Source organism: Chryseobacterium sp. PvR013, from assembly GCF_017833095.1.
GTDB lineage: Bacteria > Bacteroidota > Bacteroidia > Flavobacteriales > Weeksellaceae > Chryseobacterium > Chryseobacterium culicis_A.
Genome location: NZ_JAFIBT010000001.1, coordinates 2,534,214 through 2,557,920, shown reverse-complemented (window position 1 = coordinate 2,557,920; position 23,707 = coordinate 2,534,214). Strand labels below are relative to the sequence as shown.

Genomic DNA, 23,707 nt, shown 5'->3' with positions numbered 1-23,707 from the left:
TTTTACTCTTTTGAATTAACGGATTTGTATCATAGCTCCTTCTTCTAAAATCTTTCTTGAAATTACCAGTTTCATAATTTCATTGGTTCCTTCCACCACCTGATGTACTCTGGCATCACGCATAAGACGTTCCACAGGAAAGTCTTGTGTACATCCATAACCTCCTAATATTTGTATTGCTTCATTGCATATATTAAAGCACATGTCGGTTGCCAGACGTTTTGCCATGGCACAGTAAGTAGTAGCATTTATATCATTTGAATCCAACTTGAAAGCTGCTAAATGTACCATCTGGCGGGCTGCCACCAGTTCTGTTGCCATATCAGCGATTTTAAACTGAAGCGATTGAAACTGTGCTAATGATTTCCCAAACTGGAGCCTTTCATGCATATATTTTTGGGCCTGGCTGATAGCTCCCTGTGCAGCTCCTACAGAGCAGGTGCCAATATTAATACGTCCGCCATCCAGTCCTTTTAATGCTATTTTAAATCCTTGTCCCAACTCACCTAAAAGATATTTTTCATCTACTTCTACATGATCAAAGAAAACAAATCGGGTCGGCTGGGTATTCCAACCGAGTTTTTTTTCTTTTTCTCCAAAACTGATCCCTTCAGAATTAGCCGGTACTATAAAAGCACTGATTCCTTTTGGGCTAGAATCTCCGGTACGAGCCATTACAATGAGTATATCACTTTCGCCTGCTCCGGAGATGAACGCTTTTGTTCCGTTAATAATGTATTTATTGTCTTTTTTCACTGCCGTTGTTTTTAAGGCTGCTGCATCTGACCCTGAGCCAGGTTCTGTAAGACAATAGGATCCTAATAATACTCCTGATGACAAATCCGGACATAATTGCTTTCTGATTTCATCATTCCCAAATTCATCAATCATCCAGGAGACCATGTTGTGTATGGTAATGTAGGCAGTAGTGGAAGGGCAGGCTGCAGCCAGTTCTTCAAATATAATGGCAGCGTCCAGCCGTGATAGCCCCAGACCTCCGGCATCTTCTCTGGTGTAAACGCCACAAAAACCCAGTTCTCCGGCTTTTGCGATAGCTTCTCTCGGAAATATCTTCTGAGCATCCCATTCCGAAGCATAAGGAGCCAGTTCTTTTTCGGCAAATCTTCTTGCGGCATCCTGAAATGCCCGTTGATCTTCATTTAGGTTGAATTCCATAGAAAGGTTATTTTAAACTGATCGTCATATTCAGATCGCCTGCAGGAATATCTTCTTCAAACCAACGTGCTGTAATCGTTTTGGTTTCTGTGTAAAAACGAATACCTTGTTTTCCGTAAGAATGCAGGTCGCCAAAGAATGATTTTCTCCATCCTGTAAAAGAGAAAAACGGTAATGGAACGGGAATCGGAATGTTTACACCGATTTGTCCCACTTCAATTTCATGCTGGAATTTTCTTGCCGCTGCTCCTGAATTGGTAAAGATGGAGGTTCCGTTCCCATAAGGATTGGCATTAATGATTTTAATGGCTTCATCCAATGTTTCCGCCTTTAATAATAATAAAGCAGGGCCAAAAATTTCTTCTTTGTAAATGTCCATATCTGTTGATACGTTATTGAATAACGTTGCTCCTACAAAGTATCCGTTTTCATAGCCTTCCACTTTACAGTCGCTGCCATCCAGTAATACCTCAGCTCCCTGATCATAGGCACTTTTAATCAATCTTAAAACCTTGTCTTTTGATTGTTGGTTTATCAGAGGCCCAAAGGCAGCAGATTCATCAGACCATACTCCGGGTTTAATGGTGCTTAGAGCTTTTTTGATATCGTCCACCCAGTTTTGAGCTTCACCTACCAAAACAGCTACGCTGATGGCCATACAACGCTGACCGGCCGCTCCGCAGGAAGCACCTACAAGATTGTTAACAACCTGTTCTTTATTGGCATCCGGCATGACTACCATATGATTTTTTGCTCCGCCAAAAGCCTGAACTCTTTTCAGATTATCGGTTCCTGTACGGTAAACATGTTCTGCTACAGGAACAGAACCAACAAATGAAATGGCTTTGATTTCCGGATGGTTCAGAATATGATTCACCTGATCTTTGGAGCCGTGAACAATGTTCAGAACTCCTTTAGGAAAACCAGCTTCTAAAAATAGCTCAGCCATTTTCATAGAGGTCATGGGAGTTTGTTCTGAAGGTTTTAAAATAAAGGTGTTTCCACAGGCAATGGCCATGGGGAACATCCATAAAGGGATCATTGCAGGAAAATTGAAGGGTGTAATTCCTGCACATACTCCAAGTGGCTGGATATAGCTGTAGGTGTCAACACCTCTTGCTACATTTTCTACTGTTTCTCCCATCATGAGGGTAGGAATGTTGCAGGCATGTTCTACCACTTCAATTCCGCGCCATACATCTCCCATGGCATCCGGGAATGTTTTTCCGTTTTCTTTGGAAAGGATTTCAGCAATTTCTTTTTGGTTTTCTTTTAAAAGCTGCTGGTATTTTAAGAATAATCTGGCTCTTTCCGGAGTAGCTACTTCTTTCCATGTTTTGAAAGCTTCCTGAGCAGCTTCTATGGCTTGATCTATTTCAGCCAGTTCCGTGAGTGGAACTTCTGCAAGGGTTTCCTGTGTTGCAGGATTTTCTACGCGAAGATGTTCTGTCGCTTTACTTTCTGTAAAATTTCCGTTGATTAATATTTTTACTTTTTGTGACATGATGTTTAGATTGAGAGTGAAAAGTTGAGAGTGAAATGAATATTTACTCTCAACTTTTTATTACATTATATTACCAGCAAATCAACAAATTCGTTGACATCTAAGTTGACAAGAGTATCATATTCTAAAGAGTTTTCTAATACAATTCTCTGTTGTTTTTCCGGGAATATTCTGGCAAGGTTTACTTTATATTTCTTGATCAGTTCAGGAATTCCTTCGTCTCTTCTGCGTTTGTGGCCGATTGGATATTCTACAACAATTTCGTCTAAAACAGTTCCGTCGTTTAATTCTACCGTTAAAGCATTGGCAATGGAACGTTTTTCAGGATCATGGTAATCTGTAGTGAACTGTACATCTTCTACACATTCAATTTTATCACGAAGAATGTCGATTCTTGGGTCTGTTGCTATATTGTCTTCATAATCAGCAGCTGTTAACCTTCCGAAGATCAGTGGAACTGCTACCATGTACTGAATAGCGTGGTCGCGGTCAGCAGGGTTGTTCAACGGTCCTTTTTTATCAATGATACGAATACATGCTTCGTGGGTACGGATTGTTATTTTTTTTATGTCTTCAGCAGATTTTCCTGATTTTTTTAACTGATGATGTAAGGTCATAGCTGCTTCTACAGCCGTTTGAGAGTGGAATTCTGCAGGGAATGAAATTTTGAACAATACATTTTCCATCACATAAGAACCGTATTCTCTCTGGAATTTGAATTCATTTCCTTTAAAAGACACATCATAGAATCCCCAGGTTTTTGCTGTTAATACGGATGGATAACCCATTTCCCCTGTTTTAGCAATAAGGGCTAAACGTACTGCTCTTGAAGTAGCATCTCCGGCAGCCCAGGATTTACGGCTTCCGGTATTGGGAGCATGGCGGTAGGTTCTTAAAGACTGTCCGTCTACAAATGCTAATGAAACGGCATTGATTAGTTCATCACGGGTTAAGCCGATCAGTTTTCCGACAACGGCTGTAGAGGCTAATTTTACCAATAATACATGGTCTAAACCTACTTTGTTGAATGAATTTTCCAATGCGATAACTCCTTGAATTTCATGGGCAATGATCATCGCTTCCAGAACCTGTTTCATTTTAAGCGGAGCTTTTCCTTCTGCAATATTTGTTCTTGAAAGCCAGTCTGCTGTTGCTAAAATTCCGCCCAGGTTATCTGAAGGATGTCCCCATTCAGCGGCCAGCCAGGTATCATTGAAATCTAGCCAACGGATAATTGCTCCGATGTTGAAAGCAGCCTGTACGGGATCCAGCTGAAATTGTGTACCCGGAACTTTAGCTCCATTCGGAACTATGGTACCTTTTACAATGGGTCCTAAAAGTTTGGTACATGCAGGATAGGTAAGTGCTTCCAGTCCACAACCTATCGTGTCTAATAAACAGTAGTGGGCTGTTTTCCATGCTAAATCATTTTTGATTTCATAGTGTAATACATAATCTGCAATATCTGTTAATACCTGATCCGGCTGTGGCCTTTCGTTTGAAATGTGTGATGACATCTTTATTTTTTAGTTTAATTATGAATTGATTTTTTTATTTTCTGTTTTCGATGGATACAAAGTCTTTATTTTCGGGACCTGTATAATTGGCACTTGGACGGATAATTTTCCCATCCTGTCTTTGTTCGATAATGTGTGCGCTCCATCCTGTGACTCTTGAAATCACAAATAGCGGAGTGAACATCAGGGTAGGAACTCCCATCAGGTGATAAGATACTGCGGAGAACCAGTCCAGATTAGGGAACATTTTCTTTTCTTCCCACATCACAGTTTCCAGCCTTTCAGCGATATTGTACAGCAGCATATCTCCGGCTTCTTCGGAAAGTTCTTTCGCTACTTTTTTGATGACTACATTTCTTGGGTCTGACAGGGTATAAACAGGATGTCCGAATCCTATAATTACTTCTTTGTTGGCAATACGTTTTCTGATATCTTCTTCTGCCTCATCAGGAGAATTGTATCGGCTCTGGATCTCAAAAGCCACTTCATTGGCTCCGCCATGTTTAGGGCCTCTCAAAGCTCCGATAGCCCCTGTGATACATGAATAAAAGTCTGATGAGGTTCCGGCAATGACACGCGCGGTAAAAGTAGAAGCATTAAACTCATGTTCGGCATACAGATTAAGGGAAATTTCCATTGCTTTCACCCATGAATCAGGAGCTTTTTTACCATGTAAAAGGTGAAGGAAATGTCCGCCAATAGTATCATCATCAGTCTCTACATTGATTTCTTTACCATTGTGGGTATAGTGATACCAGTATAAAAGCCCTGAACTGAATGATGCTAATAATTTATCTGCAATATCTCTTGCTCCGGCTACATTGTGATCATCTTTTTCCGGCTGAATACTTCCAATTGCTGAAACCATTGAACGCATGACATCCATTGGGTGGGCAGCTGCCGGAATACTTTTTAAAATATTTCTTACAGAGTGAGGAAGGCCTCTCAATGATTTTAATTTTGCTTTATAGTTTTTGAGTTGAGCTTCAGTGGGCAGCTGACCATAAATAAGCAGGTAAGCAACTTCTTCAAATTGTGCTCTCTCTGCAAGATCCAATATATCATAACCTCTGTAATGGAGATCATTTCCACTTTTCCCTACACTGCAAAGAGCGGTATTACCTGCTGTCACTCCGGAAAGTGCTACGCTTTTTTTAGGCTTAAATGTTGGTTCGCTATTCGTTGACATGAGTATTTTGTTTAAAAAGGTTATCTAATTTTTGTTCATAATCGTGGTAGCCAATACTTTGATAGAGTTCTTCTCTTGTCTGCATTGTATCTAGCACATTGGCTTGTGTTCCGTCTTTACGGATATGTTGGTATACATTCTGTGCAGCTTTATTGGCAGCTCTGAAGGCAGAAAGAGGGTAGAGGACGAGTCCTACACCTGCATTTTTCAGTTCTTCTACAGTGTACATTTTGATCATTCCAAATTCCGTGATATTGGCTAGTACAAGAATCCCAGTAGCATCAACAAATTTTTGATAAAAGCTTAAATCAGGAACTGCTTCAGCAAAAATGAAATCTGCACCGGCTTCTTTATAAGCGATGGCTCTTTCTAGCGTTTTTTCCAGTCCTTCACTGGCAAAAGCATCTGTTCTGGCTCCGATCACAAAATTTTCATCGGTACGGGCATCTGCTGCGGCTTTAAGCCGGTCCACCATTTCCTCTTTGCTTACGATTTCTTTTCCGGGGCGGTGTCCGCAACGTTTTGCTCCCACCTGATCTTCAATGTGAATGGCAGCAGCTCCGGCTTTGATTAATGATTTTATCGTTCGGGCAACATTAAAAGCGGAAGGTCCAAATCCTGTATCAATATCTACCAAAAGTGGTAAATCACAAATATTAGTAATACGCTGAACATCTATGAGTATATCATCCAGAGTTGTAATTCCTAAATCAGGAATTCCTAAAGACCCTGCAGCAACACCTCCTCCTGAAAGATAGATGGCATTAAAACCAGCCTGCTGTGCCAATAATGCATGGTTTGCATTGATGGCTCCAACAATCTGAAGGGGATTTTCTTTTTCCATAGCCTCCCGGAATTTTAAGCCGGGCGACTTCCAATTTTCATTTTTGATCATTATAATATTTATTGTTGAGTTGAAATTTGTTTGTCATTAAAGAAGCGGAAGAGCTGTAAAGACATCGCTTTTGAGTAAAAAGTAAAAAGTAGGAAAGGAGTTGGGGAATCTTCCCATTGTGCAGATGTCGGGAATTTTGAGAACCTCTGATTGTACAGGTTTGTAAAATAAACCTGTTGGAACTCCACGAATAATTAAAATTGCTTTGGTACACCTTATCCCTTTTTACATTGATTAAAATCCTATAAAAAGTTCTCTGTAAACTTCGCGGTGCTTTATTAAGAAAGAAAAATTACGGAAAGGGGATACGAATGAGCTACAGAATCATGAGAAGTACACAACGTACGCTCATATTCATCTCAAAAAATAACACAGTTTGATAAAAAAATTATCGTACTATATCCATATCGCATCATACCTGACTGTAAGCTTCAAATCGCGAAAGCATCGTCAATACGAAATAGGCAGGTCTCCTGACTTGTAACTGTTTTTATCATCCTTCCCATATAAAAAATATACAGTGGATATCAATTGATAAAAACTTTTTGTATGTTACTTACAGTTGCGCGACAGTTCGTGATTTACACACGATTCCCTTTTAATACACAGCTAAGTGTAACCAGTTTCGGTTGATAAAGAAGGTTTTAAGAACTCCTTGGTGGTAAATATAAGTATTTTATAATAACGAAAAAGATATTTTATGTAATCAATAGTTTTTTTAATTTAATGTATTGAAAATGTTTTAGTTGTAATCTGTGTTTTGGGAGTAGAACAGCTTGTTTGTGTTGTTAAATTAATATAAAACATGACCATAAAATTAAAGATAGTTAATAAATTTGCTGTTCTATTTTTATTTTACAAATCTTATTAACCGAATATAATTGACCATGGTAGAAATTACAAAATTTAAACAAAACTTGAATCTGCAGGAAATTCCGGTAGAACTGGAAAAACTGATCTACTTTCAGAATACTATTTCCTCGTATGAAAATTATTCACAAGGTTTTGGTGTTTTAATTGATGATAAATCCGGATTGAAAAGCTGGAGTGAGGACGAAAATTTTCTGAATAATTTACTGCCTTTTGCACAGGCGAATGGTTCCGGTTCCTTCTATGCCATTTGGAATAACGGAGTAGAGCAGCCTTTAAATAAAATGCCTGTGGTAGTTTTTGGGGATGAAGGCGGTGTTCACATTGTGGCTGAAAATATACTGCAGTTTTTGCATCTGCTCACTTTTGACAATGAAATTTCAGTAGGGCTTGATGAAGCTTATTTTTATAAAGAGGAAGATGATTATGAAGAGAGTGAAGGATTAAGTGAATATTTAGCCTGGATGAAAGGAGATTATGGGCTAAGCCAGATTGAAGAACCTGACTTATTGATTAAAGCTGCTCAGGATAAGCATAAAGAACATTTTGATGAATGGTTGGGGCAATATTTCGAATTATAAATTTTATGATAGCTCCAATAAACAAAAAACCTCACAATAAAAATTGTGAGGTTTTTTTGTGAGCGCGAAAGGATTCGAACCTTTGCCGTCCCGATTAAAAATCGGGATGCTCTATTTTGTGAGCTATAAAAAGATTTTTGATTAAGAGTAAACACAAAAAAAGACTCACTGTTTCCAGTAAGTCTTTAAGTGAGCGCGAAAGGATTCGAACCTTTGACCGTCTGCTTAGAAGGCAGATGCTCTATCCAGCTGAGCTACGCACCCATTGAGTAGTTTTGAGAAAACTACTAAAACAGTCGGGGCGGCAGGATTCGAACCTGCGACCTCCTGGTCCCAAACCAGGCGCGATGACCGGACTACGCTACGCCCCGAATATATAAAAAACAGCGGAGGGTAAGGGATTCGAACCCTTGCGACACTTTCGCGTCGACAGTTTAGCAAACTGCTCCATTAACCACTCTGGCAACCCTCCTTTTTGTTTATTTTTTAATGATCGTTGTTCCGTTATTGCGAGTGCAAATATAGAACAGATTTCTTTATTTACCAAATAAAATTCAAGAAAATTTTGTGTATTTTTGAAGTAATAAATCATTCAAAAACCAAACTGATGCGTAAGACATTATATATCATCGGATTAAGCACATTCGTTTTTTCTTGTACTTCTCAACAAAATGTAAAAAAAAATACATACAAACCGAAAACCCCAATAACACAGGCGAAACCAACGGTTAAGGTAACCCCTCCGGTGGCTCCAAAACCAAAAGTAGTTTCTGATCATGGAGTAGATTTTTTTACTACTAATATAGCAGACCCAACAAAAAATGATAATACGATAAGTTATGGTTCTATTGTATCTGCAAAACCAGGTGGCTATAAAGTGGTAAAGACTTATTTTCCTGCGGTTGCTCAAAATTTCAGGCAACGTTATCTGATATTACATTATACCGCAATTCCGGATGATAAATCTATTACCGTTCTTACCCAGCAGGCGGTGAGCGCTCATTATCTCGTAAATAATACAGGAGATAATGAAATCTATCAGTTGGTAGATGAAAACAAAAGAGCATACCATGCAGGAGTAAGTTCATGGAGAAATGACAAAAATCTTAATGATACTTCTATTGGGATTGAAATTGTAAATGCCGGCTATACTACAGATGCTACAGGAAAAAGAACTTTTGCTCCTTTTAGTGATGAACAGATAAGAAAAGTGGCAGCACTGGTTAAAGATATTGTAACGAGATATCAGATTCAGCCTAATTATGTACTTGCTCATTCAGATATTGCTCCTACAAGAAAACAGGATCCGGGACCTATGTTCCCATGGAAAAAGTTATATGACGAATACCAGATTGGGATGTGGTATGATGAAGCAGCCAAGCAAACTTATCTTGAGGCAGCACAGGCAGACATCACGGCAAGATATAATGAATCCAGCTTTATTTTCCTTATTCAGACTTCATTGCAGAAATTTGGATACGGATTGGAGCCTAACGGAACCTGGGATGATGCGACTAAGAAAACCATTGAAGCATTCCAGTACCACTTCCGTCCACAAAATTATGACGGAATCATGGATGCGGAAACATGGGCAACACTGCAAGCTTTAAATCAAAAATATCCCGTAAAATAATTCAAATTAAAGCGCATCGGTTAGATGCGTTTTTGCTATCTTTAAACGATCAAAAACAGTAAAATATCTGTAATGGAAAATTTCAGAAAAGAAAGTGATTTATTAGGCGAACTGAATGTGCCTTTAGATGCTTATTATGGGGTTCAGACACAAAGAGCTATCAACAATTTTAAAATTTCAGGACAGCTTTTGTCTTCTTATCCGGATTTCATAAAAGGATTGGCGTTTGTAAAAAAAGCAGCTGCTAAAACCAATTATGAACTAGGGCTTCTAGACGAAAACCTGTATTTTAAAATAGCAGAAGCATGTGATGAAATTGTAGAAGGGAAATATCATGAGCAGTTTCCGGTAGATATGATTCAGGGTGGAGCAGGAACTTCCATCAACATGAATGCCAATGAAGTGATTGCCAATATCGTATTGGAAAAATTAGGAAAAAATAAAGGAGAATACGAATTCTGTTCACCTAATGATCATATCAATCTTTCTCAGTCTACCAATGATGCTTACCCTACAGCAATCAAAATGGGATTGCTTCAGATGAATATCGGACTGGTAGAAAAACTAGAAAGGATTATTACCGCTTTCCGCGCCAAGGGACAGGAGTTTCATGATGTTATCAAAATGGGACGTACGCAGCTTCAAGATGCCGTTCCAATGACTTTGGGACAGGAGTTTGAAGCCTATGCTGCTACTTTGGAAGAGGATATTTCCAAGCTCAATAACAATGCAAACCTTTTTGTAGAAGTGAATATGGGAGCAACGGCTATCGGAACAGGATTAAACGCTCCGGTAGGATATGCCACTCTTTGTGCTAAAAACTTAGCTCAGATTACAGGATTCCCGATTGTTTCAGCTCCGGATTTAGTAGAAGCTACTCCTGATACAGGATCTTATGTTATCTACTCTTCAGCAACAAAACGTCTTGCCGTGAAATTATCAAAAATATGCAACGATTTAAGATTACTTTCATCAGGTCCAAGAGCAGGTCTTTTTGAAATCAATCTTCCACCAATGCAGCCTGGATCTTCTATCATGCCAGGTAAAGTAAATCCGGTGATTCCGGAAGTGGTAAACCAGGTTTGTTTCAAAGTATTCGGAAATGATCTTACCGTAACTTTCGCTGCAGAAGCAGGACAATTACAGCTGAATGTAATGGAACCGGTACTTTCTCATGCCATCATGGAAAATATCAACTTCCTTTGCAATGCCTTAGATACCCTTCGTGACAAGTGTGTAGTAGGAATTACTGCCAATAAAGAAATTTGCCTGAATATGGTGAAACACAGCATCGGTATTGTAACAGCATTGAACCCTTATATCGGGTACAAACAGTCTACACAGATTGCAAAAGAAGCACTGGAAACCGGAAAAAGCGTTTACAACCTTGTTCTTGAAAAAGGAATTCTTTCTCAGGAAAAACTGGATGAAATCCTTGATCCGAAAAACATGCTGAAACCGCATAACAAATAAATCCTATCAACGATGAATGATCAATGATAACGGATATCCTAAAAAGCTTCTTATCATTGATCACTCATCATTAATCATTTATAATTCCGTGAGGTTTTTAATTATAATTCCTGCCCATAACGAAGAAGACAACCTCCCGTGTACTCTTGATTCTTTACAACAGCAAAGCTGTAAAGATTTTAAAGTAGTGGTGGTAAACGATGGTTCTACAGACAAAACACCTGAAATCATCCGGAAATATACCGAAACTGATTCCCGTTTTGAAACCGTTAACCTTCAGAAATCTGAACATCAGCCGGGATCTAAAGTGGTTCATGCTTTTAAAAACGGACTTCAGACCCAATCTATGGCTGAGTTTGATATCATCTGTAAATTTGATGCCGATATCATCCTTCCGGAAAATTATCTGACAGCAGTAGAAACTGCTTTCGCCAAGAACCCTGAATATGGGCTGGTAGGAGGACTTCTGTATATTGAAAAAGACGGAAACTGGGTGTACGAAGGGAATTCCAATAAACATCACGTAAGAGGTCCTATGAAAGCTTACCGAAAAGAATGTTTTGTTCAGATCGGTGGTTTAAGGGAAACGTTGGGCTGGGATAATATTGATTCCATATTACTTGATAATCTGGGATGGAAAGAAGTGGTGCTTCCGGAGCTTCATGTGAAACTGATTAAAGTAAAAGGAGCTGATTACACCATACGTCCGGCAGATTATTATGGAAGGTATTTTTATTTCCTGGGACTGAACAGGTTTCTGGCTTATATTGCCTCTTCCAAAGAAGCCATGAAAAGCAAATCTGCTTCATTTTTCTTCGATATTATCAAATCTTATGAGAGTTGCAGATCAAAGAAGCTGGAGCTTAAAATTACTAAAGAAGAACAAAAAGCGGTTAATGATCAACGTTGGAAAATGTTGAAAAAGAAATGGCTGAAGATGTAGAAGATGATTTTTTATACGTTGTAAATGCTCATCAATAGAAACGGTTTTTAACTCGTTTAACAAAAAAATAAAGATTCCATTGGCTTTAGCCAAAACCTAAGATATAACTCTCACCAACCTGTGAAAAAAATAGCTTACATAGAAATAGACACGCACGCAGAAATTGCTCAGGCTTTCATGAATATTATGAAAGGGGCTCAGGATTTTGCGGTAGACTATTATTTTTCAAAAAGAATCAAAGATCAGATCAGTCATAATGATGAAGCGGTGTTTTTATCAGACAGTTCTATGATTCTTGATCAGCTGAAAGGGAAGGGATATGATCTGGTGGTAATAGGTACAGTTCATCGCTATTTCAATACATTTTTAGCCATAACCAGAAAGTACAACACGGCAGTCATTGCTCATAATCTTAATTTTATAAAAGCTTCAAAGCTGGATCTGATGAAAAGTGTTTTCAAAGGAGATGTTATTTTCAGACTGAAATTATGGCTGAAGGAAGGACTATTCTACAAAACCAAAGTTTATCAGGCATCAAGATCTCTTTTCGTACTGGATGATGCTTTGATTTCAGAGAGATATCAGCTTTTACCTCTGTTCTATACCAGAGATTTTGACAAGAAAAAAAATGAAAATCTTGTCGTGGTAATTCCTGGTGGCGTTTCACAGAAAAGAAGAGATTATGCTTATATTTTTGAAACAATTCAGAATCTGCATACAGATCAATCTTGTAAATTTATATTCCTGGGAAAAGCCAGCGGACATGAATTAAAACAACTTGAAAATCTGTCTAAAAAATGCCCTGAAAATATTGATATTACCTATTTTTCTGAAAGAGTTTCTTCTGAAGACTTTGAGAAATGGATGCAGAAAGCAGATGTTTTGTGGTGCCCGATTCAGCAGGATACAGAGTTTTTCAGCATGAAAGAAGCTTATGGGCAGACTAAAATGACGGGAAACCTGGGTGATGCCATAGCGTATGGAAAACTGGCTGTTTTCCCAAAAAATTACCCTTCAAAAACTGACTTTATTATTCCTGAAAAAGAAAATATTCTTGAGCAGTTAAAGACACTTTCAGACACTCCGTTTGATTTTTATACAACCTATAGCAAGAAAGAAGTTCAACAGAAAATGGAACAATTCTTACAGGGGCTAATCTGATCTTCTTTGCCTTAAAATGCCCTATTTAATCTTAAATACACTCTTAATAAACCTCATATTCAGATAGTCTTCAATCGGGAATATTTTTGTGAAATAATTTCCTACATAAATGAGTATCAGGACAACAGCTGGTTTGTAAACGAGATTCAGCAGATTACTGTCGAAGTTCGGAAGGACAATAGCTACTGTAATGGCCAGCGTGCAGATAATAGAGACAAAAATCATTTCAATACTTAAAGGAGAAACTTTAAATACAATATAATTGAAAATGATTTTTACAACATTGTAAATGGTAAGGGAAATCGCTGTAGATAAAGCAATTCCAATCAATTTAAGATCTGTATTCTTAATGAAGTAATAGTTAAGTCCGATAGTAAGTCCGGCCAGTAAAAGCATGACCAGAATATTGAATCTGTAATATTTTGAAAGCGAAATAATATTCCCGTTAAATCCTGTTGCAAGGTCTATCAATACTGCAGAACCCCAGATCCAGACTACAGGCTCATATTCTCTCAGCATGATTCCGTTCTTTGGCATGAATTGCGTCAGGTAAGGGAATCCTACCATGATACAGGAGAATAAAACGGCTCCAAGGAAATACAGGGTTAAAGATGTTTTTTTGTGGAATCTGTCCAGCTCTACCATATCTCCGTCTGCCAGCGTTTTGTTGATGATAGGTGCCGAAATATTAAATAATCCAAGTTGTGGAATAGAAATCAATGAGATCAAAGCATACAGAACAGAATAAATTCCTACTTCTTCCATTCCCATAAATTCTCCAATCATAAAGCTGTTGATCGCCAGATAATTTCCAAAAGTTCCCAGAAATCCAAAGAAACTGTAATTGAAAAAATCTTTCCAGAAGTTATTTTTTTTGAAGTAATCTGTATTGAAATCCAGCTGAATCTTTTCCAGTTTGTTCGTGTAATAGATATACCCCAAAAGCATTAAAAAGAAGATTCCAAAAAAGAAAGCATATGCAATGGTCTGTGATGTAGCAGCTGTAATATTCTGCGATAAAGCAAAGAAAAAGAGACAAAATGCTCCCAGATTGGCTATTTTCGGAAACAGATTATCGAAAATATTGGAAACCACAATTCTTTTATAATTGGATGTATATTTATTGAAAATGGCACAAAATGAAAGAATTAAAATCAGTGGAAGAATCATTTCTTTGATCTTCCATGCCTCAGAATGCCTGAACTTTGGATAAAAATAAGGAAGTATGAAAAATACAACGGTGAAAATAAGAAAGTTGATAAAAACCGTCAGCAGTGACAATGACAGCATATTCTGTTTTTTACCATCCTTTTCCACGGTGTGAAAAAACTTTACATTCGAATAGGAAATACCCAATACAACAAAGGGAACCAGCATCTCAGCCGTCGGAAGAATGTAGCGCAGCTTTCCGTAAAATTCAAAATCATTCGGAAATATGAATATTGCGGAAACGGTGCCCAGCAAAAAACCAATATAACCGATAATGGAATATTTGAAGCCTTGTCTCGCTACTACACTCATAAAGTCGTTTTAATTGTTTTTAGGTATAAAAATAATATTGTTGATGTACTGAGTTTTATTTTTTTCGTCGTTTGTATTTTGTGTAATGATATCTTCTGTAAGATTTTCCAGGGTAAAGCTGTTTCTGTTCAGATATTTGGGATCATATCCCCAGCTCATCACTTCAGAAATCTCATTCCATATAGGGGTTTGGTGGTGTCTTTGTTCCATTTCGACCATTAAAGTTGGCTTAAATTGTCTGATGGTTTCTCTCGCCCCGACAAGGGTTTTTATTTCGTTTCCCTCAACGTCTATTTTGATAAAGTCTAATCTGTTGAAGTGTTCCAGTGCAGCCCATTCATCCAGTTTTATCACTTTTACTTTCTCTGTGTAACTTTTCTCTTCTCCTTTTTCTTTGTAAGAAGTGTTTAATGTACCGCGGGAAGCAATTGTTTTTCCGTTAATAATCGGTACTTTGAATTCTGCTATTCTGTTTTCATCAGAAAGAGCCAGAGGAAAGATGTGCATTGCCGGAAACAGCCTTTTCAATCGTCGGTAAAGCTTTTTATTAGGTTCAAAACCATAAATATGATCGTGGTTCAATGTATTTTCCAGCTGATAAAGGAAAGTTCCTACATTCGCACCAATATCCAGAATTACAGCATTTTTAGAAAGGTATTGTTTAATCCATACCAGTTCCGGTTCTACATTACGTTCCGAAAAATTATTTTTATTAAGATTATTTAAAGTTTTAAAATATCTTTTTTTGTAAAAATTCGGGCTTATGTATTGTAGTTTCTCTGCAATTTTTTGGTATAAAGACATTGTAAGCTTTTTGGCGAACAGCAAAGATACGTAAAAATGTAAAACTTTTCTTAAAAAAATGTTAATTATAATGCGCTGATTTTCAACAAATATCCTTCGTTTCTGTTTTTGTAACCGGTTGATTTTTAATTATTTTAAATTTGTCATATAGACATCTCTATAGTCTGAACGCCATGTTAAAACATCCAATAAAGATGCAGAGCACAAAGAATATTATAGATCATCTGTGAAAATCTATGTTATCTGTGGGGGAAATTGATCCTGTGCATTAAAGAAAAGGAGTATTCAGGAAGTCATTTAAAGGTTTCATGAGTTTGAAAACTTTGCTCATATTTTTCACTGCATTTTTGTCCAGTATTTCCTCATCTTTCAATGAATATACCACAATGAAATTTTTAAGCTTAAGATATTCTCCCATAGGATCCTCCTTTTCAAAACCTTGAGGAATTTTCTTCAGCTTATCGTCCTGATCAAGCTCAGGAAAATGTTTTTTAAAATCTTTATGGTTGAGAATTTTAAGAAAATCATCTCCGTATAACGAAATCTCTTTACGCACTTCTTTCAGAACAGAAGATTCGGGCATGTAAATTCCTCCTGCTAAAAAGGATTTCCCGGGTTCCATGTGAAGATAATAGCCTCCTTTCTGATTGCCTTTTCCCATTCCCAGAGAAGCTCCGAAATTGGTTTTATAAGGAGATTTGTCTTTTGAAAAACGGGTGTCTCTGTAAATTCTGAACAGGGCTTTTTTACTGTCTATTTTTGCAAGTTCTTCATCAAAACCGGACATCTCTTTAATCAGTTCATCTAAAAATGAAATCACATTTTGCTGAGATTCTGTGTACAGGTTTTTGTTTTCAGTAAACCATTCGCGGTTATTGTTTTCAGTTAATTTTTTTAAAAAATCAAATGTTTTTGAAGAAATGCTTGCAGACATATTGTGTGAGGTGTTTTTGGTTGTTCAGTGAGATTGATAAAGGCTTCTCAACCCCAGATCCCGAAACCTCGCAACCCGAATCTCACAAATCAAATGTACAAAAACTATTCATATCTCAATGCTTCAATAGGATCAAGTTTTGATGCTTTCAACGCAGGATAATATCCGAAAAATACACCGGTCACCGCACAGACAATGAAGGAAACTATAATTGAAGATTCTGTAATAAAAGTTGGCCATGAGAGGAAAAAAGTGACCAGTTCTGAAGATAATATCCCTAAAAGTACTCCAAGGATTCCTCCAGTGATACTGATGAGTACCGCTTCAATAAGAAACTGGTATAAAATATCTTTTCCTCTTGCGCCAATAGACATTCTCAGCCCTATTTCTTTGGTTCGTTCCGTTACTGAGACATACATGATATTCATGATTCCGATGCCTCCTACAATAAGGGAAATGCCTGCGATTGCCGATAAAAGTACGGTCAGTAGCTGGCTGGTAGAGCTCATGGTAGAGATAAGTTCAGCCTGGGTTCTTACACTGAAATCATCATTGCTTCCGTCAGCAGGAAGTTTATGCTGTTTTCTTAAAATCTCAGAAACCTGGTCTGTAGCCTGTTGTGAAGTATTTTCATTCGAAGAAGCGGCATAAATAGTTTGAACATACGTGATTCCTAAAAATCTTCTCTGAACGGTATTGAACGGAGCGATGATCACATCATCCTGATCCTGCCCGAATGCATTGGAACCTTTTGAAGCCAGAATTCCGATCACTTTCATAGGAACTTTATTAAATCTGATGATACTTCCTACGGCATCTTCCCCGTTGGGAAATAAATTATTATAAACAGTTTGCCCTAAAAGACAGACTTTGTTAGAAGATGTTACATCCTTTTTGGTGAAAAGATTACCTTCTGCAATGCTCCAGTCTCTGATGCTGAAATATTCTTCGTTCACTCCCTGTAATTGAGTCGGCCAGTTGTTTGCTCCGTTGATAGACTGTCCGTTGGTTTGTACTGCAGGGGAGACGTAGGAAATATCTGGAGCTCCTTTTGAAATGGCATCTGCATCCTGAGGTCTCAGGGTTTGTAATCCCGATGCACCAATTCTTGCTCCACCGGAAACATTTATATTACTGGAAGGGCGTATGGTGATCATATTCGAGCCCATAGAAGAAAGCTGGTCACTGATACTTTTTTTTGAACCTTCTCCAATAGCGGTCATTGCAATCACTGAAGCCACCCCGATAATAATACCGAGCATGGTTAAAAATGCACGAAGCTTATTCCGTAAAAGGGCTTTCCAGGCAATTCTGAAGAGGTTGGAGAGGTTCATTGTACTACGTTTTTAGTTAACTAATTATAATCATCATTTACGGGAAGGTTTTCCAGGGCTTCTTTGGCAGACTTTATATGATCATTTTTGACATCTTTGATGACTTTTCCATCCCGAAGGGTTACTGTTCTGCTGCTGAAAGTGGCAATGTCAGGTTCGTGGGTAACAAAAACGATCGTTCGTCCCTGATGGTGCAGATCCTGCATCAGAGCCATAATTTCATAAGAAGTTCTGGTATCCAGATTTCCTGTAGCTTCATCAGCCAGAATCATTACAGGTTCATTTACCAAAGCTCTGGCAATAGCGACTCTTTGCTGCTGCCCTCCGGACATCTGATTGGGAAGGTGATCAATCCTGCTCTCAAGTTTTACAGATGTCAAAGCCTGTATTGCTCTTTTGTGGCGCTCTTCTGTAGATATTTTTGAATTGTAGAGAAGCGGCAGTTCTACATTTTCTTTGGCTGTAGTTCTGGGAAGAAGATTATAAGACTGAAACACAAAACCTATTTTTTGATTTCTGAGAACAGCAAGTTCATCACGGTCAAGATTTTTAATATTAACCCCATCCAGAATATAATCTCCGCCAGAAGGTTTATCCAGGCAGCCAATGATATTAAGTAACGTAGATTTTCCGGAGCCGCTGCTTCCCATAATAGTCACAAATTCTCCTCTCTCTACCGTAAATGTTACACCTTTCAGAGCATGAACAATTTCTTCGCCCATCCTGAATTCTCTTTTCAGATCTGTAATCTCCAGAATTTTCTCCGTCATGACTTTTGTTTTTAGGTTTGCTAGTTGCTAGTTGCTAGTTGCTAGTTGCTAGTTGCTGGTTGTTAGTCGTTTAGGTTTGATTTGGATTATCTCGGTCCGCCACCACCGCCGCTGTTTCTGTTGTTTCCACTACCTCTTCTTTGAGGCATGAATGGGCTTTTGGTTTGTCCTCCGGAAGATTTTTTAGACAAAACTTTGTAGCCGGTAATGATATTGTCATTTTTATTTAACCCTGAAACAACCTGTATTTCGGTGTCATTATCCATTCCTGTTTTTATCTTTTTACGGGAGATTGTGCTGTCTTTCGCAATGATCCAAACTGCCGCTTCGTTCTTGTTCTCACTTCCTTTATTTTGTTTCTTCCCTTGTCCTTTTTCATGTTTTTTACCATTGGCAAACGGAGAATTTACTTTATACTTTTTGATGACCAGGCTGTCCGGTCTGAAACTGGTAGCAGCTACCGGAATCTTCATGGAATTATTTAAAACCTCAGTGTAAATAGTAATATTGGCGGTCATTCCCGGCTTTAGCTTTAAACTGGAGTTGTCAGCGTTGATAATGGTGGTGTAATTCACAACATTCGATGAAACGGTAGGATGAAGACGAACTTCTGAAACCTCACCGTCAAAAGTCTCATCCGGAAAAGCATCCACTGTAAATGTGGCTTTCTGGCCTACTTTTACATTTCCGATATCAGCCTCATCTACTGAGGCACGCACCCTCATTTTGGTAAGATCCTTGGCAATACTGAAGAGGGTAGGAGTACTGAAGCTTGAAGCTACTGTTTGCCCTTCACTCACATTCCGGTTGAGTACAGTTCCGTCAATTGGAGAATAAATATTGGTAAGAGAAAGGTTTTTGTTGGCTGTGGAAAGCTGAGCTGTTACGGAACCTACCTGCGCCTTTGCAGCATTGTATTGATTGGTGGCAACGTCATAATCCGCTTTGCTGATTGCACCCACTTTGTACAGTTGTGACTGTCTGTTGATATTGATTTCGTTATAAGCCAGATTACTTTTTGCGTTTTGCAGATTGGCTTTGATCTGCTGTGACTGGTACTGAAGTAAATCCGGATCTAAAGTAGCCAGTAATTCCCCTTTTTTCACAGTAGAATTGAAATCCACATAAATATTTTTAATGATTCCCGATACCTGAGTACCCACTGCCACTGTATCTACAGGCTGAATGGTTCCGGTAGCCGTAATTGAATTTGAGATTTCTCCCATTTCAGGGTTTACTGTTTCCAGCTGAATTTTTACTTCTTTTTCTCTGATGAAGAAAAACCAGACTGCTCCAAGGGTAATAATACCACCCACAACCCAGTACAACCATTTTTTATTCTTTGTTTTCATAGCTTACTTTAGATTTATAGGGTTACCTGCGTAAAATTCGTAGATCTGTTTATTGAGAACTGCGGTGTATTTCGCCTGAAGAAAATTCTGAACAGACTGAATATAAAGCAGTCGTTGTTGCTGAAGCTGCACATAATCAATGCTTCCGATTTTCATCTGGGCATTTACAATATCATAACTCTGTTGGCTGATGTCCATTTGTGTTTTAGCAGAGTCATACTGTGAAAGGGCATTCTGAAGATTGATATAAGATTGTTCTATCTGTTGATTAAGAATTGTTTTGGTATTTTGTAAATCAAGATTGGCCTGTTCTATAGCAATTTTTGATTTCTCAATCTGTGTTTTATAGATTCTGTTATTGTAAATCGGAATTCCAAGGCTTAAACCAATAGGCATGTAAAAATTGTTTCCCAGCTGGTTAAAATAATTTCCGTTTCCGTTGGAATAATTGGTGGAAATATTTCCTGACAGGCTTAAAGTAGGCTGGATGGATGCCTTAGCCATTTTCAGATTGGTATTGGAATTTTCAACATTCAGTTCGCTGTATTTTATTTCCGGACGCTGATTTTGTGCCAGATTCTGGACATCTTCAAGGGTTTTCAATTGATTGTCTACGATAATACTGTCGGGTTTTACAATCTGGAAATCATAATTTGAAGGCAGCTGCAGGATTTGTTTTAAATTCACCGTATTGGTCCGCAGGTTATTTTGAGCTGCTGTCAGATTGTACTGATCCTGGGCTACCTGAGACTGAATCTGAAGATAATTTAATTTGGAAAGGCTTCCTGCTTTGTAGAGCTGATCTGCTTGCTTTAATTGTGTTTGGGTTGTTTTCAAGACATTTTCAAGAGAAATGATATTTTCCTGATTCATCAGAATATTCAGATAGGCCTGAGTGATATTCAGGGTGATATTGTTTTCGGATTCCTGTACAGACAGATCGGCCATCTGTACCAGGAGATTCTTTGAAGTTTCGTTATTTTTAATGTAGTCAGCATGATAAAGGGTCATAGAAGAATTGGCTCCGATGCTTTGAGAGGGTGCTCCCGTCATGTGAAGGCCGTCACTTCCGTTGAGAGCAAAAAGTCCTTGTGAAACAGTTCCGTTTAAGCTGGGGTATTTTGCTTCTTTTGCCTGAAGGAGATCCTGGTAGGTAGAATTTTTTGAAAGTCTGAGAGAATGAATAGAAATATTATTCTCCTTTGCATATGCAATGCAATTTTCCAGAGTCCAAGTATTGGGATAATTGGGCGTTTGGGCAAATATTTCAATGACTATGCATGAGAATATCAAAAAGAAAAATTTGCTTTTCATGGTTTTATTTTTGAAAATTCATAAATAACACAGAAAAAATTAATCCAATTTAATAAAAAAAAATAATGTTTAACAACTTTTTAACCTAAGGCTTGTTTTTTTAGATTAAATTTTCCAAAAATTAAAAATATATTAAAGGATTGTGAATTTAAGTTTGGATATTTAAAAATTTGTTCAAAAACAAATCAAATATTTATTGTATCTTTGCAAAAATTTTAAAATAGTTAATGAATTTATTTACGGAAACCAATTTAAGTCCTGATATCCTTAAGGCAATTGGCGAACTGGGCTACGAAAGCCCAACAGAAATCCAAAAACAGACTATCCCTTTTATTCTTTCAGATATTCGCGACTTGATCGCACTTGCGCAGACAGGGACAGGCAAAACAGCAGCGTTTTCGCTTCCGATTTTGGATATGATTGACGATACGAGTCGCAAAATCCAATTATTGGTGCTTTGTCCGACACGGGAATTATGTCTTCAGATTTCGAAGGACATAAAGAATTACTCTAAGTATATGAAAGACATCAAAACTACTGCGGTTTATGGTGGAAGTAGTATCGTAGAGCAAATGAGATCTTTGAAGGATAAACCACAAATCATTGTGGGAACTCCAGGTAGAGTAATTGATCTTATTAACAGAAAGGCATTAGACTTTTCTGCCATTCATTGGTTAGTATTAGACGAAGCTGATGAAATGCTTTCTATGGGATTCAAGGATGAATTGGAAACCATCCTAAGCGAAACTCCGGAAACGAAACAAACTTTCTTATTCTCCGCAACGATGAATAAAGAAGTGGAAAGAATTTCCAAAAATTATCTTACAAAACCACACCGTATTTCAGTAGGTTCTATCAACGAAGTGAAGAAGAACATTACTCACGAATATTATGTGGTAGGATACCGTCAGAAAAAAGAAGCATTAAAAAGATTAATTGATGCTAACCCTAATCAGTACTCCATTATCTTCTGTAGAACGAGAATGGAAACTCAGGAGGTAGCAGATTTCTTAATGCAGAACGGGTATGCAGCTGATGCTCTTCATGGTGATCTTTCTCAGGCGCAGAGAGATACGGTAATGAAGAAATTCAGACTGAAAAACATTGATATTCTTGTAGCTACAGATGTGGCAGCAAGAGGATTGGATGTAAACTCCCTTACTCACGTTATCCACTTCTCTTTACCAGATGATCCTGAAGTATTCGTTCACAGAAGCGGAAGAACAGGTAGAGCTGGAAAAGATGGTATTTCTATGGCGTTAATCAAGCCTGAAGAAAGCAGAAAACTGAAACAGATCAAATCTGCGACTAAAATCGAAATTAACGAAAAATTCATTCCTACAGGTGAAGATATTATCAAAGCTCAGGTAGGGGGTGTATTCGAAAAATTATTGACGGAGCACGAAGATCTTTTCGAATTTGACGATAGCTTAATCCCGGATCTAAGCAACTTTACAAAAGAAGAATTGGTGCACCAGTTGCTACAGTTCCAGTTGAAAGACCTTGCTTTATACTACAAAGATAAGCATGATCTTGCTGAGCAGAAATTAAGCAGCAGAGATGATGATTTCTCAAGAAGAGACCGTGGACGTGATAGAGACAGAGATAGAGACAGAGGTCGTGATAGAGACAGAGGAGAACGCGGAAGAGACAGAGAGCGTAGTGGAAAGCCAAGAAGAAGAGATGAAAACATGGTAAGATTCTTCTTCAACCTTGGTAAAAAAGACCATTTGAAGAAGCTTGATGTTTTAGATATTATCAATAAAGCAACTGCTGGCGGAAAAAGCAAGAAAAGAGCTGAAATCGGTGATATTGAAATCCTGGAGAAGTTCTCTTTCTTCGAAGTTGAAAAATCGTTCAAAGACAATGTTTTGAGCAATATTCAATCCATGAAGTTCAAAGGAAAAGATATGAGAGCTGAAGTAGCAAACTAATCTTTCCTTATACCATACAAAACCGGCCTCAAGGCCGGTTTTTTTATTTGATAATCAACGGGTAAGCGAATGTTAACAAAACTTAATGTTATATAGTTTCACGTGCAATCCTTTTTTAAGAAATTTGCACACGAATTATAAATACTAAAAAATGGGAATTGGTAATATTTTCCACGCTTTTCAACCAAAAGATAAAATCTTCTTTGTACTTTTCGAAAAAGTAACTGAAAATCTAGTTGCGATGTCAGAAGAATTCAACACAGGAATCAAGGATTTCGATCTTAACGACGATTCAATGTTGAAGAAAATGAGCGACTTCGAACACAAGAATGATGAACTTACTCACGAAATCTTCGTAGAACTAGGCAAAAACTTCATTACACCTTTTGACCGTGAGGATATCCACACACTGGCAACAGGACTGGATGATATTGCTGATTATATCTACGCATCCACAAAATATATTTTCCTGTACAAATCACCTGAGATGAAGGCATATTCTGACTTCTCTTTATTGATCCACAAGGCATGTCTGGAAATTCAGAATGCGATGAAGAACCTTAAAGGGTTCAAAAACATGGAACAGGTGAAAGAAGCTTGTATTAAAGTGAACTCTATTGAGAATATTGCTGACGATTTGCTTTCCAATTCAATGGTAGAATTATTTGAAACCAATGATGCCATCAACATTATTAAAGTTTCATCAGTATTGAACTACCTTGAAATTGTAACGGACAAAGCAGAAGATGTTGCCAATACAATCGAGAACATCATGATTAAATACGCCTAATACATAGCAAAA

The 23,707-nt window shown here is 37.9% G+C and carries 19 protein-coding genes, 3 tRNA genes and 1 riboswitch; of the genes, 7 read left to right on the top strand and 15 right to left on the bottom strand.

What is annotated here, in order from left to right:
* Positions 1–15: 15 nt before the first annotated feature.
* The 5 genes from JOE44_RS11525 to prpB form a co-directional block, all read right to left on the bottom strand.
* The gene (locus tag JOE44_RS11525) at positions 16–1,176 is read right to left on the bottom strand and encodes an acyl-CoA dehydrogenase family protein (RefSeq protein WP_209785698.1); all 1,161 of its coding nucleotides are present in this window, start codon (positions 1,174–1,176) and stop codon (positions 16–18) included.
* 7 nt (positions 1,177–1,183) lie between these two features.
* Positions 1,184–2,680 (bottom strand): CoA-acylating methylmalonate-semialdehyde dehydrogenase, encoded by a 1,497-nt coding sequence (locus JOE44_RS11520; RefSeq protein ID WP_209785697.1) that lies wholly within the window; start codon positions 2,678–2,680, stop codon positions 1,184–1,186.
* A gap of 65 nt (positions 2,681–2,745) precedes the next feature.
* The gene (locus tag JOE44_RS11515; RefSeq protein WP_209785696.1) at positions 2,746–4,197 is read right to left on the bottom strand and encodes a bifunctional 2-methylcitrate dehydratase/aconitate hydratase; all 1,452 of its coding nucleotides are present in this window, start codon (positions 4,195–4,197) and stop codon (positions 2,746–2,748) included.
* 34 nt (positions 4,198–4,231) lie between these two features.
* The gene (prpC, locus tag JOE44_RS11510; RefSeq protein WP_105683787.1) at positions 4,232–5,386 is read right to left on the bottom strand and encodes a 2-methylcitrate synthase; all 1,155 of its coding nucleotides are present in this window, start codon (positions 5,384–5,386) and stop codon (positions 4,232–4,234) included.
* Positions 5,373–6,281, bottom strand: coding sequence for a methylisocitrate lyase (gene prpB / locus JOE44_RS11505; protein ID WP_209785695.1), 909 nt, complete (start codon positions 6,279–6,281; stop codon positions 5,373–5,375). Before prpB ends, prpC begins: the two co-directional genes overlap by 14 nt.
* A gap of 445 nt (positions 6,282–6,726) precedes the next feature.
* A riboswitch (cobalamin riboswitch) is annotated at positions 6,727–6,920 on the bottom strand.
* Between the two features lie 248 nt (positions 6,921–7,168).
* On the opposite strand from prpB, the gene JOE44_RS11500 reads away from it, so the two are divergent.
* Positions 7,169–7,732, top strand: a complete 564-nt coding sequence (locus JOE44_RS11500) for a hypothetical protein (protein WP_209785694.1) — start codon at positions 7,169–7,171, stop codon at positions 7,730–7,732.
* A 190-nt stretch (positions 7,733–7,922) separates the two neighbouring features.
* Here the strand turns inward: JOE44_RS11500 and JOE44_RS11495 are convergent.
* From JOE44_RS11495 to JOE44_RS11485, 3 genes are all read right to left on the bottom strand, one after another.
* A tRNA-Arg gene (locus JOE44_RS11495) sits at positions 7,923–7,996 on the bottom strand.
* Positions 7,997–8,028: 32 nt separating this feature from the next.
* Positions 8,029–8,103, bottom strand: a tRNA-Pro gene (locus JOE44_RS11490).
* Positions 8,104–8,119: 16 nt separating this feature from the next.
* A tRNA-Ser gene (locus JOE44_RS11485) sits at positions 8,120–8,204 on the bottom strand.
* A gap of 135 nt (positions 8,205–8,339) precedes the next feature.
* Here JOE44_RS11485 and JOE44_RS11480 point away from each other — a divergent pair.
* The 4 genes from JOE44_RS11480 (at position 8,340) to JOE44_RS11465 (ending at position 12,942) form a co-directional block, all read left to right on the top strand.
* On the top strand, positions 8,340–9,365 hold the full coding sequence (locus JOE44_RS11480) for an N-acetylmuramoyl-L-alanine amidase (RefSeq protein ID WP_209785693.1): 1,026 nt from the start codon (positions 8,340–8,342) through the stop codon (positions 9,363–9,365).
* A 72-nt stretch (positions 9,366–9,437) separates the two neighbouring features.
* The gene (gene aspA / locus JOE44_RS11475) at positions 9,438–10,838 is read left to right on the top strand and encodes an aspartate ammonia-lyase (protein WP_034700201.1); all 1,401 of its coding nucleotides are present in this window, start codon (positions 9,438–9,440) and stop codon (positions 10,836–10,838) included.
* A 16-nt stretch (positions 10,839–10,854) separates the two neighbouring features.
* Positions 10,855–11,781, top strand: a complete 927-nt coding sequence (locus JOE44_RS11470; protein WP_245169763.1) for a glycosyltransferase family 2 protein — start codon at positions 10,855–10,857, stop codon at positions 11,779–11,781.
* Between the two features lie 120 nt (positions 11,782–11,901).
* Positions 11,902–12,942: a glycosyltransferase gene (locus tag JOE44_RS11465; protein ID WP_209785692.1), complete on the top strand. Its 1,041-nt coding sequence runs from the start codon at positions 11,902–11,904 to the stop codon at positions 12,940–12,942.
* A gap of 21 nt (positions 12,943–12,963) precedes the next feature.
* On the opposite strand, the gene JOE44_RS11460 is transcribed toward JOE44_RS11465, so the two are convergent.
* From JOE44_RS11460 to JOE44_RS11430, 7 genes are all read right to left on the bottom strand, one after another.
* Positions 12,964–14,463, bottom strand: a complete 1,500-nt coding sequence (locus tag JOE44_RS11460) for an oligosaccharide flippase family protein (protein WP_209785691.1) — start codon at positions 14,461–14,463, stop codon at positions 12,964–12,966.
* A 9-nt stretch (positions 14,464–14,472) separates the two neighbouring features.
* Entirely contained in the window at positions 14,473–15,267 is a 795-nt protein-coding gene (locus JOE44_RS11455; protein ID WP_209785690.1) for an FkbM family methyltransferase, read from the bottom strand.
* 268 nt (positions 15,268–15,535) lie between these two features.
* A complete protein-coding gene (locus tag JOE44_RS11450) occupies positions 15,536–16,201 on the bottom strand; it encodes a DUF2461 domain-containing protein (protein ID WP_209785689.1) in 666 nt (221 codons plus the stop codon).
* A gap of 104 nt (positions 16,202–16,305) precedes the next feature.
* Positions 16,306–17,535, bottom strand: coding sequence for an ABC transporter permease (locus JOE44_RS11445; RefSeq protein ID WP_209785688.1), 1,230 nt, complete (start codon positions 17,533–17,535; stop codon positions 16,306–16,308).
* A gap of 20 nt (positions 17,536–17,555) precedes the next feature.
* The gene (locus JOE44_RS11440) at positions 17,556–18,305 is read right to left on the bottom strand and encodes an ABC transporter ATP-binding protein (protein ID WP_209785687.1); all 750 of its coding nucleotides are present in this window, start codon (positions 18,303–18,305) and stop codon (positions 17,556–17,558) included.
* An 86-nt stretch (positions 18,306–18,391) separates the two neighbouring features.
* Positions 18,392–19,657: an efflux RND transporter periplasmic adaptor subunit gene (locus JOE44_RS11435; RefSeq protein WP_209785686.1), complete on the bottom strand. Its 1,266-nt coding sequence runs from the start codon at positions 19,655–19,657 to the stop codon at positions 18,392–18,394.
* Positions 19,658–19,660: 3 nt separating this feature from the next.
* Positions 19,661–20,971 carry a TolC family protein gene (locus JOE44_RS11430; protein WP_209785685.1) on the bottom strand — a complete coding sequence of 437 codons (1,311 nt, stop codon included), beginning with the start codon at positions 20,969–20,971 and terminating at the stop codon, positions 19,661–19,663.
* Positions 20,972–21,198: 227 nt separating this feature from the next.
* Here JOE44_RS11430 and JOE44_RS11425 point away from each other — a divergent pair, with 227 nt between their 5' ends.
* Together JOE44_RS11425 and JOE44_RS11420 are read left to right on the top strand one after the other, a co-directional pair.
* A complete protein-coding gene (locus JOE44_RS11425; protein ID WP_209785684.1) occupies positions 21,199–22,905 on the top strand; it encodes a DEAD/DEAH box helicase in 1,707 nt (568 codons plus the stop codon).
* 151 nt (positions 22,906–23,056) lie between these two features.
* Positions 23,057–23,695: a DUF47 family protein gene (locus JOE44_RS11420; protein ID WP_027374906.1), complete on the top strand. Its 639-nt coding sequence runs from the start codon at positions 23,057–23,059 to the stop codon at positions 23,693–23,695.
* Positions 23,696–23,707 lie beyond the last annotated feature (12 nt).

Bases quoted from the DNA above. Each gene is read 5' to 3' on its own strand.
- JOE44_RS11525 (WP_209785698.1), bottom strand. From the start codon at position 1,176: ATGGAATTCAACCTAAATGAAGATCAACGGGCATTTCAGGATGCCGCA.
- JOE44_RS11520 (WP_209785697.1), bottom strand. From the start codon at position 2,680: ATGTCACAAAAAGTAAAAATATTAATCAACGGAAATTTTACAGAAAGT.
- JOE44_RS11515 (WP_209785696.1), bottom strand. From the start codon at position 4,197: ATGTCATCACACATTTCAAACGAAAGGCCACAGCCGGATCAGGTATTA.
- prpC (WP_105683787.1), bottom strand. From the start codon at position 5,386: ATGTCAACGAATAGCGAACCAACATTTAAGCCTAAAAAAAGCGTAGCA.
- prpB (WP_209785695.1), bottom strand. From the start codon at position 6,281: ATGATCAAAAATGAAAATTGGAAGTCGCCCGGCTTAAAATTCCGGGAG.
- JOE44_RS11500 (WP_209785694.1), top strand. From the start codon at position 7,169: ATGGTAGAAATTACAAAATTTAAACAAAACTTGAATCTGCAGGAAATT.
- JOE44_RS11480 (WP_209785693.1), top strand. From the start codon at position 8,340: ATGCGTAAGACATTATATATCATCGGATTAAGCACATTCGTTTTTTCT.
- aspA (WP_034700201.1), top strand. From the start codon at position 9,438: ATGGAAAATTTCAGAAAAGAAAGTGATTTATTAGGCGAACTGAATGTG.
- JOE44_RS11470 (WP_245169763.1), top strand. From the start codon at position 10,855: ATGATCAATGATAACGGATATCCTAAAAAGCTTCTTATCATTGATCAC.
- JOE44_RS11460 (WP_209785691.1), bottom strand. From the start codon at position 14,463: ATGAGTGTAGTAGCGAGACAAGGCTTCAAATATTCCATTATCGGTTAT.
- JOE44_RS11455 (WP_209785690.1), bottom strand. From the start codon at position 15,267: ATGTCTTTATACCAAAAAATTGCAGAGAAACTACAATACATAAGCCCG.
- JOE44_RS11450 (WP_209785689.1), bottom strand. From the start codon at position 16,201: ATGTCTGCAAGCATTTCTTCAAAAACATTTGATTTTTTAAAAAAATTA.
- JOE44_RS11445 (WP_209785688.1), bottom strand. From the start codon at position 17,535: ATGAACCTCTCCAACCTCTTCAGAATTGCCTGGAAAGCCCTTTTACGG.
- JOE44_RS11440 (WP_209785687.1), bottom strand. From the start codon at position 18,305: ATGACGGAGAAAATTCTGGAGATTACAGATCTGAAAAGAGAATTCAGG.
- JOE44_RS11435 (WP_209785686.1), bottom strand. From the start codon at position 19,657: ATGAAAACAAAGAATAAAAAATGGTTGTACTGGGTTGTGGGTGGTATT.
- JOE44_RS11430 (WP_209785685.1), bottom strand. From the start codon at position 20,971: ATGAAAAGCAAATTTTTCTTTTTGATATTCTCATGCATAGTCATTGAA.
- JOE44_RS11425 (WP_209785684.1), top strand. From the start codon at position 21,199: ATGAATTTATTTACGGAAACCAATTTAAGTCCTGATATCCTTAAGGCA.
- JOE44_RS11420 (WP_027374906.1), top strand. From the start codon at position 23,057: ATGGGAATTGGTAATATTTTCCACGCTTTTCAACCAAAAGATAAAATC.